The sequence below is a fragment of the Hymenobacter sp. PAMC 26628 genome, from assembly GCF_001562275.1.
Taxonomy (GTDB): domain Bacteria; phylum Bacteroidota; class Bacteroidia; order Cytophagales; family Hymenobacteraceae; genus Hymenobacter.
In genome coordinates, this window is the sequence record NZ_CP014304.1 from 131795 (window position 1) to 144946 (window position 13152).

The 13152-nt window shown below is 68.8% G+C and carries 12 protein-coding genes; 2 read left to right on the forward strand and 10 right to left on the reverse strand.

Going from position 1 to position 13152, the window contains the following annotated elements:
* Positions 1 to 192: 192 nt before the first annotated feature.
* Both AXW84_RS00940 and AXW84_RS00945 read left to right on the forward strand, forming a co-directional pair.
* Complete coding sequence (locus AXW84_RS00940; RefSeq protein WP_068227427.1) at positions 193 to 1173, forward strand: glycoside hydrolase family 43 protein; 981 nt, start codon at positions 193 to 195, stop codon at positions 1171 to 1173.
* A gap of 26 nt (positions 1174 to 1199) precedes the next feature.
* Entirely contained in the window at positions 1200 to 3347 is a 2148-nt protein-coding gene (locus AXW84_RS00945; protein ID WP_068227429.1) for a T9SS type A sorting domain-containing protein, read from the forward strand.
* Between the two features lie 22 nt (positions 3348 to 3369).
* Here AXW84_RS00945 and AXW84_RS26125 read toward each other — a convergent pair whose 3' ends face one another.
* The 10 genes from AXW84_RS26125 to AXW84_RS00995 form a co-directional block, all read right to left on the reverse strand.
* A complete protein-coding gene (locus AXW84_RS26125) occupies positions 3370 to 4137 on the reverse strand; it encodes a DUF3471 domain-containing protein (RefSeq protein ID WP_068227431.1) in 768 nt (255 codons plus the stop codon).
* Positions 4089 to 4955, reverse strand: coding sequence for a serine hydrolase domain-containing protein (locus tag AXW84_RS25630; RefSeq protein WP_250636926.1), 867 nt, complete (start codon positions 4953 to 4955; stop codon positions 4089 to 4091). Before AXW84_RS25630 ends, AXW84_RS26125 begins: the two co-directional genes overlap by 49 nt.
* A gap of 65 nt (positions 4956 to 5020) precedes the next feature.
* On the reverse strand, positions 5021 to 5548 hold the full coding sequence (locus tag AXW84_RS00960; RefSeq protein ID WP_068227435.1) for a GNAT family N-acetyltransferase: 528 nt from the start codon (positions 5546 to 5548) through the stop codon (positions 5021 to 5023).
* Positions 5549 to 5681: 133 nt separating this feature from the next.
* On the reverse strand, positions 5682 to 5912 hold the full coding sequence (locus tag AXW84_RS00965) for a hypothetical protein (protein WP_068227437.1): 231 nt from the start codon (positions 5910 to 5912) through the stop codon (positions 5682 to 5684).
* Positions 5913 to 6015: 103 nt separating this feature from the next.
* On the reverse strand, positions 6016 to 8259 hold the full coding sequence (locus AXW84_RS00970; protein WP_236943214.1) for a prolyl oligopeptidase family serine peptidase: 2244 nt from the start codon (positions 8257 to 8259) through the stop codon (positions 6016 to 6018).
* An 89-nt stretch (positions 8260 to 8348) separates the two neighbouring features.
* On the reverse strand, positions 8349 to 9383 hold the full coding sequence (locus AXW84_RS00975) for a hypothetical protein (protein ID WP_068227439.1): 1035 nt from the start codon (positions 9381 to 9383) through the stop codon (positions 8349 to 8351).
* A gap of 105 nt (positions 9384 to 9488) precedes the next feature.
* On the reverse strand, positions 9489 to 10223 hold the full coding sequence (locus AXW84_RS00980) for a LytR/AlgR family response regulator transcription factor (RefSeq protein ID WP_068227441.1): 735 nt from the start codon (positions 10221 to 10223) through the stop codon (positions 9489 to 9491).
* On the reverse strand, positions 10204 to 11304 hold the full coding sequence (locus AXW84_RS00985; RefSeq protein WP_071889714.1) for a sensor histidine kinase: 1101 nt from the start codon (positions 11302 to 11304) through the stop codon (positions 10204 to 10206). The genes AXW84_RS00980 and AXW84_RS00985 overlap by 20 nt, the downstream gene beginning before the upstream one ends.
* A 33-nt stretch (positions 11305 to 11337) precedes the next feature.
* Positions 11338 to 11919, reverse strand: coding sequence for a DUF7010 family protein (locus AXW84_RS00990; protein ID WP_068227445.1), 582 nt, complete (start codon positions 11917 to 11919; stop codon positions 11338 to 11340).
* Between the two features lie 51 nt (positions 11920 to 11970).
* A complete protein-coding gene (locus tag AXW84_RS00995) occupies positions 11971 to 12924 on the reverse strand; it encodes an alpha/beta fold hydrolase (protein ID WP_068227447.1) in 954 nt (317 codons plus the stop codon).
* Positions 12925 to 13152 lie beyond the last annotated feature (228 nt).

Below are 13152 nucleotides of genomic sequence, written 5' to 3' on the forward strand. Positions count from 1 at the left end.
GTTGGCGCGACTTGCGTAAGTGGTTTGGGGGCCCCGGCGCCGGGCTGCAGGCATTTTGCCGGCTGCCCGGTAACCCTTGCTGTTCTTATCGGTAATTGCTGGGCGGTGCGCGCCACGGCTTGGCTACGATTCAACGATTACCGGGCAGCCGGCGAAAAGCCAGCAACCCGGCTCCACTCCTCACTTTCCAAGATGTACACCAACCCCATCCTCGACGACAACTTTCCCGACCCCACCGTTATTGGGGCCCCCGACGGCTGGTACTACGCCTACGGCACCCAAACCCGGCTCGCTGATGGTAGCATCGTGAACATCCAGGTGGCCCGCTCGCGCGACTTGTTGGCCTGGGAATACCTCGGCGACGCCCTGCCCCAAAAGCCCGCCTGGGCCGTGGGTACCCAGAAGTTTTGGGCCCCCCACGTGAGCCACGCCGCCGGCCGCTGCTACCTGTATTACTCGGCCCGGCCCGACGATGCGCCCGACGGGGCCCTGGCGCTGGCCGTGGCCGTGGCCGACGTGCCCGCCGGCCCGTTCGTGGACGCCGGCCGGCCGCTGCGGCGGGGCCCCGGCTTCACCTGCATCGACCCGATGGCCTACGACGACCCCGCCACCGGCCAGCGCCTGCTGTACTGGGGCTCGGGCTTCGGGCCCCTGTGGGTGCAGGCGCTGGCCGAAGACCGGGTGAGCTTCGCGCCTGACAGTGAGCCGCAAGCGCTTATCTGGCCCAGCGGCCCGGCCGACGATGCAGAAAATTACCACCGCCTCATCGAGGGCAGCTGGGTGCACCGGCACGCAGGCTGGTACTACCTGTTTTTTTCGGGCGATAACTGTTGCGGGCCCCACGCACACTACGCCGTGCTGGTGGCCCGCAGCCGCGCCGCCACGGGACCCTACGCGGTGCAGCCCGCGCCCGTGGTGGCGGCCAACGCGCACTGGCTGGCGCCGGGCCACAACTGCGTCGTGACCGACGCCCACGGGCACGACTGGCTAGCCTACCACGCCATCGACCCGGCCCGGCCCACCTTCGCCGCTATCGACGACTCGGAGGGTTACGCCCGCCGCGTCCTGCTCCTCGACCGCCTCACCTACGGCTCCGACGGCTGGCCGCGCGTGGCCGGCGGGGGCCCCTCGTGGCAGCCGCAACCCGCCCCCGCCGGGCCCCTCGTACCTTAGGCTTTCCCACCCTCACGCCGCCGTTTATGCCGTCTTCTATTAGGAATGCCTGCCGCCGGGCGGCGCTGCTGGCGCTGGCCGCCGGGGCCCTCGCCGGGCCTGCCGCCGCCCAGGGCCCCGGGGCACCTGTCGCCGAAGTTGCTGAGGTTGCCTGCGGGCTGGTGCCGCTGGCGCCCGCCGCCCGGGCCGCCGGGGCCCCACTCATCGTAGAGGCGCAGGTACTGGACGCGCAAGGTTTCTGGGACGCCGGTCACCGCCACCTCTTCACCCGGCACCGGCTGCGGGTATTCAGCCTGCTGAAAGGCAGCGCGGCCGACACCGCCGGCCTGGTGGTGGTGACGGAGGGTGGCCGGCTGGGGCTTGACCAGCAAGTGCTTACCAACACGCTGCGCCTGGCGCCGGGCCAGCAGGGCGTGCTGTTTCTGGCGCCCTCCCCGTGGCCCGGGCTGGGCTTGGCGGGGCCGGCCTACGCGGCCTACGGCAGCGCGCAGGGCTTCGTGGCCTACGACCTAGCCCATGCCACCGCTGCCGACCCGGTGCGCGCCTACCCGGCCATCGACGCCGCGTTCTACCGGGCCCTCGACCCGCAAGGGGCCCAGGTGCGGCGCGCCTTGCAGCCCAACCCCGCCCTGGCCGCCGCCCAACTGCACCAGCTGGTGGCGGCCAAGGGCACGGCGGTAGCCACCATCACGGGAATCCAGCCGGCGCAGCTCACGGCGGGCACCGGGGCGGTGCTCACCATCCGGGGCAGCGGGTTTGGCGATGCGCGGGGCGCGGGCTTCGTCGAGTTTGCTAACGCCGATGACGGCGGGCGCACCTTCGAGCAGCCGCTGGCCGCCGACTACGTGGCCTGGGCTGACGGCGCCATCCAGGTGCGGGTGCCATCGTCGGGCATGGGCGGGCATCCGGCGGGCTCGGGGCCGGTGCGCGTCACGCCCGACGGCGGCACGGTGGGCGCCAGCCCCCAGCTGTTCACGGTGGTGTACGCCCTCAGCAACGTCAAGAGTACCGACGCGCAGCCCACCGTGCAACGCCCCAACCACGTGGCCACTAATGGCCTGGGCGGCCTCACGTTCCACTTCGCCCCCAACTTTGGCGATAACGCCGCGGCCGGCGCGGCCTGGCAGCGGGCCCTGGCCAACTGGCGCTGCCAGACCGGCATGAACTGGGCCCTGGGCGACGCCGCCCCCGCCAACGACATCGCCAGTGACGGCCGCAGCACCGTGGCCTTCGACCTGGCCAGTGCCGCACTGCCGGCCGGCGTGCTGGGCCGCACCACCAGCTACTACCAGGGCTGCTTCGCGGCCGACCGCTCGGTGATCTTTTACGTGGGCGAGGTGGACATGCAGTTCAGCACCGCGGCGGCGTTTCAGTTTGGGCCGGCGCTGGCGCTGGGCTTAGCCATTGATTTTGAGACGGTGGCGGTGCACGAGCTGGGCCACGCCCAGCAGCTCAGCCACCTCATCCGGCCGGGTGCCATCATGCACTACGCCGTGGCCCGGGGCCAAAACTCGCGCCGCCTGGCCCCCGAAAGCGACGTGGCCGGCGGCCGCCTGGTGCTGCGCACCCGCAGCTTCCGCAGCCGCGGCTGCGGTGGGCCGGCGCTGCTGCCGGCCCCGCTCACGGCCCTCAGCGCCGCCGTGGAAACCGGCGCGGGCCCCGTGCTGCGCTGGACCACCCAGGCCGAATGCTTCCTCTCTGGCTTCGTGGTGGAGCGCAGCGCCGGCCTCGACACCGCCGCGGCCACCGCCGGCTGGCAGCCCGTGGCCACCGTGGCGCTGGGGGCCCCCGGCGGCGCCTACCAGGTAACGGATGCCCAGCCTACCGCCCGCCTCGTGTACTACCGCCTGGCCCTGCTGCGCCCCGACGGCACCCGCGACTACGCCGCGCCCCTGCCCGTGGCCCCCGACGCCGCGCCCATGGCCGACCTGTTCCCGAACCCCGTCACCGGCACCCAGCTTAGCCTCCAGTACCCAGCCGGAGCCAATGTCACGGCCCTGACCTACAGCATCTACGACGAGCTGGGCCGGCGCTACCGCCTGGCCGCCGCCGCCGTGCAGCCCGGCCTCAACGTGCTCACCTTCGACGTGGGGGCCCTGCCGCGGGGCTTCTACATCTTCCGCTGGCAGGACGGGCAGGGCAACAATCAGAGCCGCAAATTCCTGCGGCTATAGTGCTGCGGGCGCGCGCCGGGGCCTACGGCACGCGCTGCAAATCCAGGTCCTGGAAGTCGTAGCTGAAATCAGTTTCCTCCGATACGGGTTTCATTTTCAGGCTGGTGGCCTTGCCTTGCTCGTCGAGGGTGAAGGTGGCGAAGGCATCGGCGTGGAAGGTGCGGTCGCGCCAGCGCACCACGTAGGTGTTGCCGCGGTAGGGCAGCAGCTGGCCCACCAGGCGCGGCGAGCGGGCGGCCCGCAGCCACAGCTGGGGCCCCTGGGCGGCGAGGGTCACGTCGCCAAACCAGGCGTCGTGGTAGCGGCCCAAGAAGGGCGCGTAGTTGGGCCGCTTGGGGGCGGCTTTTTGGGCCAGGGCCACCTGCTTCATGGCGGCGGCCAGGTCGCGGTCGTAGCCGCCGACGTAGCCCTTGGCGCGCTCGGCTAGCTCCGCCACGGGGTCGTGTGCGGGCAGGCCAAGGTACTGGTCCTCAATAAAGTTGTTGACGGCCGTGAAGGCGAGCCCGCTCTCCTGGTTGGTGAGCACGATGATGCCCAGGTGCTGCTCGGGCACCAGCACCACCTGCGTGACCATGCCGGGCAGGCCGCCGGTGTGCGACGCTTCCTTGAAGCCGCGCACGTCGCGCAAGAACCAGCCCAGGCCGTAGGCCCCGAAGTGCGTGTTGTAGGGCGTGGGCGTGGGCGTGGCCCGCACCCGCAGAATGGTTTGGGGCGACCACAGCTCGAACTGGGTGGCCGGCTTCAGCAGCGGAGCTGGGGCCCCGGGCCGCCCAGCAGCATCAGGGCCCACTTGCTCAAGTCGTTCACGCTGCTGTAGATGCCGCCCGCCGCACCGGTGACCAGGCCCTGGTCGCGCTGGATAACCAGTACCTGGCCGTCCACCTCGGCGTGGGCGTCAATAAAGTTGGTGGCGTCGGGCAGGCGCGAAAAGCCCGCGGCGCTGCGGGCCATGCCCAGCGGCTTCAGCAGGCGCGTTTCCACAAAAGCGGCCCACGGCTGGCCGCTGATGCGCGCCACCACTTCGCCCGCCACCAGGTACAAGTTGTTGTCGTAGTCGAACTTGGTGCGGAACGACGACATGGGCTTGAAGTAGCGCAGGTTGTGGATGATGTCCTTGGTAGTGAAGTCGGTCGAGTCGGGGAAAAACATCAAATCGCCCGCGCCCAGCCCCAGGCCGCTGCGGTGGCACAGCAAGTCGCGCACGGTGAACTCGGCCGTCGCGTAGGGGTCGTACAGCTTGAACTCGGGGATGTAGTCCGTCACCTTGTCGTCCCAGCGCAGCTTGCCCTCGTCCACCAGCAGGCCCAGGGCCGCCGTGGTAAAGGCCTTGGTGTTCGAGGCAATGCCGAACAGCGTGTTGGCGTCCACCGGCGCCTTGGTGGCGAGGGAGCGCACCCCGTAGCCCTTGGCCAGCACCACCTGCCCGTCCTTCACCACGGCCACCGCCATGCCCGGCACCTTGAAGGTTTGCATGGCGTGCGCCACCACGGCGTCCACCGCGGCCACGTCCAGAGTAAGGGCTGGGGCGGGCGGCGCGGGGGCCTGGGCCGCGGCCGAAAAAGACGTGCACAGGGCCAGGGCCCAACGGAGCATACCGGGTCGGTTCATACGGGGGCGGGGGGTAGAGGCGTTAGCAATCAGGGGCATAACGCTCCCAAGGTAGGGCCCCGGCGCTAAAAGCTGGGCAAGGAGTTGGCGGCTGCCGCTTGCGCAGCGGGCCCCACGGCGTAGGCGGCCAGCTGGGCCGCGTCGAGGTTGCCGTTCAGCCACTCGGTTTCAATTTGGGCCCCCAGCTTTTGGTAGAAGCCAATGGCCGGCGCGTTCCAATCCAGCACCTGCCACTTCATGCGGTGGGCCCCAGTGGCGCGGGCCTCGGCCACCACGGCGTCGAACAGCAGCCGGCCCAGGCCGCCGCGGCGCGCCGCTTCGGTAATCACTAAGTCTTCGAGGTACAGCATCCGGCCCTTCCAGGTGGAGTAGGCGGTGTAGAACAGGGCCAGGCCGATGAGCTGCTGCGCCGCGTTTTCGAGCACGAAAAACCCGAAGATGGGCTGGGGCCCAAACCCGTCGCGCTGCATTTCGGCCAGGGTGTTGGTCACGGCGTCGGGCGCTTTTTCGTACACGGCCAGCTCCTGAATCAGGGCCAGCACCTGAGGCAAGTCGGCGGCGGTGCCGCGGCGGAGAACGGGGAAATCGGGCATAGTCAGTCGTCGGAGAGCGGCGAAGATAGGGCTGGGGCCCCGCTGGGTGGGTTGATGGGAAACAAAAATGAGCAGTGCACAACACCGTTCAACGGCATCGTGCACTGCTCATGAGCGCCTGATGGCAAGGCAATTACATATGGGGCTGCATTTTCTTGATGTCCTGGGTGGCGTTCACCGAGTTCAACTCGCGCAGGACGTCGGGCTGCTTGGCGCCCTTGGTCGAGTCGGGGGCCGGGGGCAGCGGGGGCAGGGCCGTCACGCGGGCATCGTCATTGGTGGCGTCGGCCGACGAGCCGCAGGAGGTGAGCGAGAGCGAAACCAGGGCGGCGGCCAGCAGGCCGGGGAACAGCAGCTTTTTCATGTAAAGAGATGAGCAGTTTGGGGCCGCAAGTTACGCACGGTTGCCGGGCGGCGGCACGTGGCTTTACGTAATCGGCTGGGCCGGTGGGGCCCCGGGCACCAACTTATTTCACGTTCGGCGCCACGTTCATGTTGGCGAAGCAGAAGCTCCACACGTCGGCCCACTCCTGGATTTGGAGCTTGGTGCTCTTGCCCGCGCCGTGGCCCGCGTTCACGTCCACCCGAATAAGGGTGGGGTTGGGGCCCGTGTTGGCGGCTTGCAGGGCGGCGGCAAACTTGAACGAGTGGGCCGGCACTACGCGGTCGTCGTGGTCGGCGGTGGTCACCATCGTGGCGGGGTAGGCGGCGGGCTTCAGGTTGTGCAGCGGCGAGAACTTGTAGAGATTCGCGAACTGCTTGGCGTCCTTGCTCGTGCCGTACTCGGGGGCCCAGTTCCAGCCGATGGTGAAGTCCTGGTAGCGCAGCATGTCCATCACGCCCACGGCGGGCAGGGCTACTTTGCACAGGTCGGGGCGCTGCGTCATGGCGGCGCCCACCAGCAGGCCGCCGTTCGAGCCGCCGGCAATGGCCAGGTGCTCGTAGTCGGTGTACTGGCTGATTTTCAGGTACTCGGCGGCGGCGATGAAGTCGTCGAACACGTTTTGCTTGCGGGGCGTCATGCCGGCCTGGTGCCAGGCCTCGCCGTACTCGCCGCCGCCGCGCAGGTTGGGGATGGCCAGCACGCCGCCGTTCTCCAGCCACAGCATGCGCGCCACCGAGAAGCTCGGCGTCAGCGAGATGTTGAACCCGCCGTAAGCGTAGAGGTAAGTCGGGTTTTTTCCGTCCAGCTTCACGCCTTTTTTGTGGACGATGAACATCGGAATCTTCGTGCCGTCTTTGCTGGCGTAGAAGATTTGGGTGGTCAGGTAGTCGTCCGGGTTCACGTCCACCGTGGGGGCCCTAAACACGGTGCTGGCGTTGGTGGCCAGGTCGTACTTGTAAATCGTGGTCGGGTAAGCAAACGACGTGAAGGCGTAGTACACCGTCTTGTCGGTGCGCCGGCCGCCGAAGCCGCTGGCCGTGCCGATGGCGGGTAGTGCCACGTCGTGCTGGAACTTGCCCGTTTCGTCGTACACCTTCACCTGCGAGCTGGCGTCGTGCAAGTACGTGGCCACCAGGTGCCCACCCACCTGGCTTACGTCCTCCAGCTTGTCTTTGGCCTCGGGCAGCACGTCGTGCCAGTTGGCTTCCTGGGGCTTCTTTGGGTCGATGCGCACCACCCGGAAGCGCGGCGCCTTGTAGTCGGTGTACACCAGTACTTCGCCGCCCACGTTGCCCAGCACGTGGTTGTGCGACGCGTAGGAGGGGATGAGCGTGGCCCAGGTGGCGGCCTGCTTGGGGTCGTGCAGGTCGCGCACCAGCAGGCGGCTGCCGTCGGCCTTGCCATCGGTCAAGGACAAGATCAGGAACCGCTCGTCCTCCGTGGCGTCGGCCATGCGGAAGCCCAGCACCATCTTCTTGTCCTCGTACACCAGCTTATCGGCGCTCTGGGGCGTGTTCAGCTGGTGGTAGTACACCTTGTGGAACTCGTTTTTGCCGGCCAGGCCGTTTTCGCCGGCCTTGGGCGCGTCGTAGCGGCTGTAGTAGAAGCCGTTTTTCACCCACGACGTGCCCGACACCTTCACCCAATCCAGGGTTTCGGGCAGGGTTTTGTTCGTCGTCAAGTCCATGATTTTCACCTGGTGCCAGTCCGAGCCGCCGCCGCTGGTGGCGTAGGCCAGGTAGCGGTGGTCGTTGCTGAAGGCCGTGCCCGCCAGCGCCGTGGTGCCGTCGGCCGAGAACTTGTTGGGGTCAAGCAGCACCTGGGGCTCGCCGGCGCCGGTTTGCACGTACAGCACGGCCTGGTTTTGCAGGCCGTCGTTTTTGCTGAACACCAGCCGCTCGCCCACCTGCTCGGGCACGCCGTAGCGCTCGTAGTTCCAGAGCTTGGTGAGCCGGTCGCGGATTTTGTCGCGGAACGGAATCTGGCCCAGGTAGCCGAAGGTCACCTCGTTTTCGGCCGTCACCCAGGCCTTGGTTTCGGGCGTGTCGAGGCTTTCGAGCCAGCGGTAAGGGTCGGGCACTTTGGTGCCGAAGTAGTCGTCAACCTGGTCGGTTTTGCGGGCAACGGGGTATTTCAAGGGCGGGTTCGGGGCAAGGGGGGGCACGTATTGGGGGCGCTTGGCGTGGGTGGGGTCGCCGGGCTCGGGCACCGTCATTTCGGTGAGGGCCTGGTGGTTGGGCAGCGTGTTGCGGGGTGGCGAGGTGGCCCGGCAGGCGGCCGGGGCCACCAGCAGCCCCAGCAGGGCCAGCGTGTGGGTGGGGTTCATACGAAAAGGGAAGAGCCGAAGGGCGGTAGTATTTTTCAAATATATAATATTCGGCTGCCAAGGGCCCCGTGACGTTCCCCGGCAGCTGGCTACTCCGCCGTGTTCGGCGCCGGCGGGGCCCCAGCGGCGGCGGCCAGCAGCCCGGGCAGCTGGCCGCGGAGCCAGTCCATTTCCTCGTCCACGCGCTGGCTTACAAGGCGCTCCACTTCCAGGCGCTGGGTGGGGGTGAGGAGTTCGGCGGCGGCGGGCGGGGCGGGGGTTTCGCTGGGGGCCCCGGCGGCCAGTACCAGGGCCTCGGCGCGCTTCACGCGGGCGGTGGCGTCGGCCACGGCGGCGGCGGCTTGCTCGGCGGCGGTTTTAGCGGCGGCGGCGGCGTGGGTGGCGCTCAGGGTTTCGCGGCGCTGCTGCCGCCGCCACTGCCCCAGGCTGATGCGCAGCATAACGTACAGCACCAGGCTGAGAATGCCCAAAATGAGGGCCAGGGGTGCGGCGAAGCGGTCGAGCAGGCTGGCCGTGGCCGACGGCGCGGCCGCGCCAGGCGGCGTTAGGGCCCCGGGGTTGGCGTCGCGCACGGCCTGGGCCTCAGCGGCTTCGGCGGGGCCGGGGGCCCCGTTGCCGGCGGTGGCGGTGGTGTCGGCGGTGGCGGGCACCATGGCGGCGGGCACGTCGCCGAGGGGCGTGCCGCTGGCCACGTAGTTGGTGAGGGCCGTTTCGAGGGCTTGCAGGCGGGCCAGGCGGGCGGGGTCGCGGCGGCGGGCGGGGGAGGCCTTCAGTTTCTGCACAATGGACTTCACCAGGGCCCCCAGCCGGGCGCCGGTGGTTTTTTTGCCTTGGTAAATAGCGCCCCGGCTCTCGATGGGCTGGTAGAGCAGGCTGAACACGCGCAGGCTGTCGGGCCGCAGGCTGGCGGCCAGGGCGGGCAAATCGGCGCCGGCGCAGCGCACGGTTCTTTTGAGGCCAGCGCGGCCGGCGTCGTCGTACACGAAGCGGGCCGTGGCGCACCAAATCTGCACCTTGGCCTCGTCAAGCGAGGGCTGGCCCAGGGGCGTTTGGGCCGGCGCGGGCCGGGCGGTGAGTAAGCTCAGCGGCAAAGCAAGCAGGAGCGAAAATCGGCGAAACATCATGCGGAGCAAACGGCGGGTAATAGCTGCAAAGTACGCCAGCCAGCGCCGGGTTAGAAATGGCTTAGGCCCCACGGGTAGCGCGGCCACGCTACATTGTGCGCCGGCTCATAGGCTCATCAATTCGCGGAACAGGCCCGACTGGCTGCGCGATACTTCCACGTCGGGGCCCTCGCGGAGGCTGATTTTGAGCGTGTTGCTGAACCAGGGCGCGATGCCGGCCACCCAGTGCAGGTTGATGATTTGCTGGCGGTTGGCCCGGAAAAAAACCTTGGGGTCGAGGCGGGCCTCCAGCTGCTGCAAGCTGCGCGGGATGAGCGGCCGGTGCTGCTCGAAGTACACCCGCGTGGCGCTGCCGCTGATTTCGAACAGCCGGATGTCGGCTAGGCGCACAAACCAGCACCGCTCGCCGTCCTTCACAAACACCTGGTCGTGGGCCGCGAGGGCGGGCAGCGCCGGCTCGGGCGCGGCCGCCGGGGCCCCAACAGCCCCGGCCAGCGCCCGGATTTTGGCCAGCGCCGCCGCCAGCCGGGTTTCGCTCACCGGCTTCAGCAAGTAGTCCAGGGCGTTGACCTCAAAGGCTTGCAGGGCGTACTGGTCGTAAGCAGTGGTGAAAATAACGCGCGGAGCCGGCCCTTCCAGCGAAGCCAGCAGCTCGAACCCCGTTTCGCCGGGCATGTGGATGTCGAGAAACAGCACGTCGGGCCGCAGGGCGGCAATTTGCTGGCGGGCCTCGTCGGCGTGGCGGGCCTCGCCCACCACCGCCACGTCGGGGAAGGCGCGCAGCAGGTGGCGCAGCTCGGTGCGGGCCAGGCGCGAGTCGTCAATCAGCAGAGCGTTCATCAGCAAGGGGTTGAAGAGCGGGCGCGGGCAGGCGCAGCTCGGCCAGCACGGTGTCGGGCAGCAGCGGGTCGGGGCCGATGGCAAAGGCCGCGGCCGGCCCAAACAGCAGGTGCAGGCGCTCCTGCACGTTGCGCACGCCCACGCCGGGGTGGCCGGGGCGGGGCTGGTATACGCCGGTGTTGCGCACGGCAATGCACAGGCTGCCGTCGGCCGGGGCCCTACGGGCGCTGAGGCTGAGCAAGCCGCCGGCCGGCCGCGGGGCCAGCCCGTGCTTGATGGCGTTTTCGACCAGCAGTTGCAGCGTCATGGGCGGCAGCAGCAGGGGCAGGGCGTCGGGGGCCACGTCGAGCGAGTAGCGCAGGCGCTCTTCGAGCTGCAAGGCTTCGAGCTGGAGGTAGTTGTCCACGATTTCCAGCTCGGTGGCCAGCGGCACCTGCGCGGTGCCGTTGCGCTGCATGGTGTAGCGCAGCAGCTCGGCCAGGTGCGTCATCATGGCGCGGGCGCGGGCGGGGTCTTCCATCACCAGGGCCCTAATGTTGTTCAGCCCATTGAACAAAAAGTGCGGGTTGAGCTGGGCTTGCAGCGTGCGCAGCTCGGCCTCGCGGGCGGCGGCGGCCAGCTTCCAGCGGTCCACCTCGGCCTGTTTGTAGCGGTCGAGGTAGTGCAGGCCGAAGTAGCAGGCCGTCCACAGCCAGAGCACGAAATAGGTTTGCAGCACGTAGCCCACAAACTGGCTGCCGCCCGCCAGGCCGCCCAGGCTGGCCGGCGGCCGGATGACGAGCGCAATGAGGGCCCCCAGCACCAGCTGGCTGCCCAGGGCGGCCGCGCCGTTGGCCAGCGCCAGGCGCCACAGCAGCCCGCCCAGGCCCAGCCGCCGCCAGCCGCGCCGCCCAAACAGCGTGCGCAGCCCGTGGCTGGTGAGCAGCAGCACCGCCACCATCGCCACCTGAATGGCCACCAGGTGCCAGGTGATGGCCACCGCGAAGGCAAATAAGTGAATCAGCAGCAGCCCCAGGGCCCCGTACAGCGCCCAGCCGGCCACCTGCAATACCCAATAAAGCCGTCGGCGGGAAAGGGACACGGGGCGCGCTAAGTGACGTGAGAAAAGCGGAAATCAGGCAATGGCCGGGGCCCCCAACGGGAGTTGGGCCGCCCGTTTTTGGTACGATGCGAACAGCATTACGCCCAGCACCGCCAGGGCCCCCGCCATGAACACCGGGAGGTAGTACAGCGTCGCTACGCTGGTGTTCAGCCCGATGACCAGGCAGCCGATGGCCATGACGCCCGCCAGCACGGCGAAGGCTTTTTCGTGGTAAAACCAGGCGTAGGGGAACAAGTGGGCCCCCGTGATGACGCCGTACACGAGGATGAAGTACGCCGGCTGCCGCAGGTAAATGAACACCAGAAAAGGGAAATAAAACAGCTGGGCCACGTTCAGCCACAGCCCCAGCGGCTGCAACGGGTTACCCGGGATGGTCCACGTGGTGCGGAAAACCTTGGAGAACCCGAACGCCAGCGGCAGCATCAGCCCGCTAAGGCAAAAGGTGAGAAACCCGCGGTGGGCCGGGCTGGTGGGCTGCGCCCACACGAAGGCAATGGCCACCCAGAGCAGCGTGGCGGCCGCAATAAAGTCGACCCCGTTTTTGGCCTTCACCGAAAGTTCCAGCTTCAGGGCCGTCAAGTCGTGCGCGTGCATGGGAAAGAGTTTTTTAGCTGAGAAAGAAAAGGTGCCGGGACGCCCGGGGCCCTATTTTTTAACCACGCCCGGCTGCTGCAAAAAACCGTCGGTTTGGGCGAAGAACCACTGCGGGTCGTCGTACATCAGGAAGTGACGGCCAGTATCGGACAGCTCGATGCGCGCCTGCGGCAGCCGGGCGTACTGCTGGGCGAAGATGGCACGGGTGCTCTCCTTGGTGGCTCCGTACTGCCGGTAGCCGGCCCACGAGCCCAGCACCATCACCGGCTGCTGGATGCGCGCCAGGTCGGCCCGCAGGTCGGTGGTGTACAGGTCGTACATGGCCTGGGCCACGGTGCCGGGGTCGGAGGCCAGGCCCCAGCGCGCCACCTGCGCGATGCGGGCCGAATCGGTGACGAGCGCGGCCACCAGCTGACGCTCGGCGGCCGGCGTGAGGCGGCCCTGGCGCACCTGCTGGCGCATTTGCTCGGCCTGCGGGCGGGCAGTTTCGGCGGTGGCGGCGGGGTTTTGGATAGCCGACAAAAAGGGCAGCGAATCCACAATCTCGAGCGGGCCCAGGGCCCCGGGGTCGGTGGCGGCCATCCACAGGGCCAGGAAGCCGCCCAGGCTGTGGCCGATGACGACGGGCCGGCCCAGCTTTTGCGCCTTCACGTAGGCCAGCAGCTGGTCGCGGGCCCCCAGCAGCAGCGCCGGTGGCACCGGCTGCTGGGGCCCCACCCCGCCAAAGCCCGCCAGCGACACCACGTGGCACTGGTAGCGGCCCTGGTAGCGGGCCACCGTTTCGTCCCACACCGCGCCGGGGCACGTCAGGCCCGGAATGAGCAGCACCGGCCGGCCCTGCCCCACCACGCGCACCGTAAAGGCAGGGTGGACCGCGGGAGCCACCAGCGCGGCGGCGTTGGCGATGGGCGCGGCGGCGGGTTGGGCGGGGGCCGGGTGGGCAGCGGCCGTGGCGAGCCCTAGGGCGGCTACCGAAAAATAACGGGTAAATAAAGCGGTGCGCATGGCAGTGAAGTGGCTGGGGTGGTGAAAGAATGGCCCAAACCTACCGGCCCGCCCCCGGGGCCCCAACGCCGCGCCCCGCGAGCGGCCCCCGCGCCTGCCGAACGGTAAAAAACGCGGCTCGAACCGCACGGCCCTAATCCGGCCAGGGCCCCGCGGCCGCTCGGCCGCTCTTATGGCAAACCGTGAAATAATCCCGGGCCCGCGCCCGGCGCGCCAACCCAAGCTCAA

Bases quoted from the DNA above. Each gene is read 5' to 3' on its own strand.
- AXW84_RS00940 (WP_068227427.1), top strand. From the start codon at position 193: ATGTACACCAACCCCATCCTCGACGACAACTTTCCCGACCCCACCGTT.
- AXW84_RS00945 (WP_068227429.1), top strand. From the start codon at position 1,200: ATGCCGTCTTCTATTAGGAATGCCTGCCGCCGGGCGGCGCTGCTGGCG.
- AXW84_RS25630 (WP_250636926.1), bottom strand. From the start codon at position 4,955: ATGAACCGACCCGGTATGCTCCGTTGGGCCCTGGCCCTGTGCACGTCT.
- AXW84_RS00960 (WP_068227435.1), bottom strand. From the start codon at position 5,548: ATGCCCGATTTCCCCGTTCTCCGCCGCGGCACCGCCGCCGACTTGCCT.
- AXW84_RS00965 (WP_068227437.1), bottom strand. From the start codon at position 5,912: ATGAAAAAGCTGCTGTTCCCCGGCCTGCTGGCCGCCGCCCTGGTTTCG.
- AXW84_RS00970 (WP_236943214.1), bottom strand. From the start codon at position 8,259: ATGAACCCCACCCACACGCTGGCCCTGCTGGGGCTGCTGGTGGCCCCG.
- AXW84_RS00975 (WP_068227439.1), bottom strand. From the start codon at position 9,383: ATGATGTTTCGCCGATTTTCGCTCCTGCTTGCTTTGCCGCTGAGCTTA.
- AXW84_RS00980 (WP_068227441.1), bottom strand. From the start codon at position 10,223: ATGAACGCTCTGCTGATTGACGACTCGCGCCTGGCCCGCACCGAGCTG.
- AXW84_RS00990 (WP_068227445.1), bottom strand. From the start codon at position 11,919: ATGCACGCGCACGACTTGACGGCCCTGAAGCTGGAACTTTCGGTGAAG.
- AXW84_RS00995 (WP_068227447.1), bottom strand. From the start codon at position 12,924: ATGCGCACCGCTTTATTTACCCGTTATTTTTCGGTAGCCGCCCTAGGG.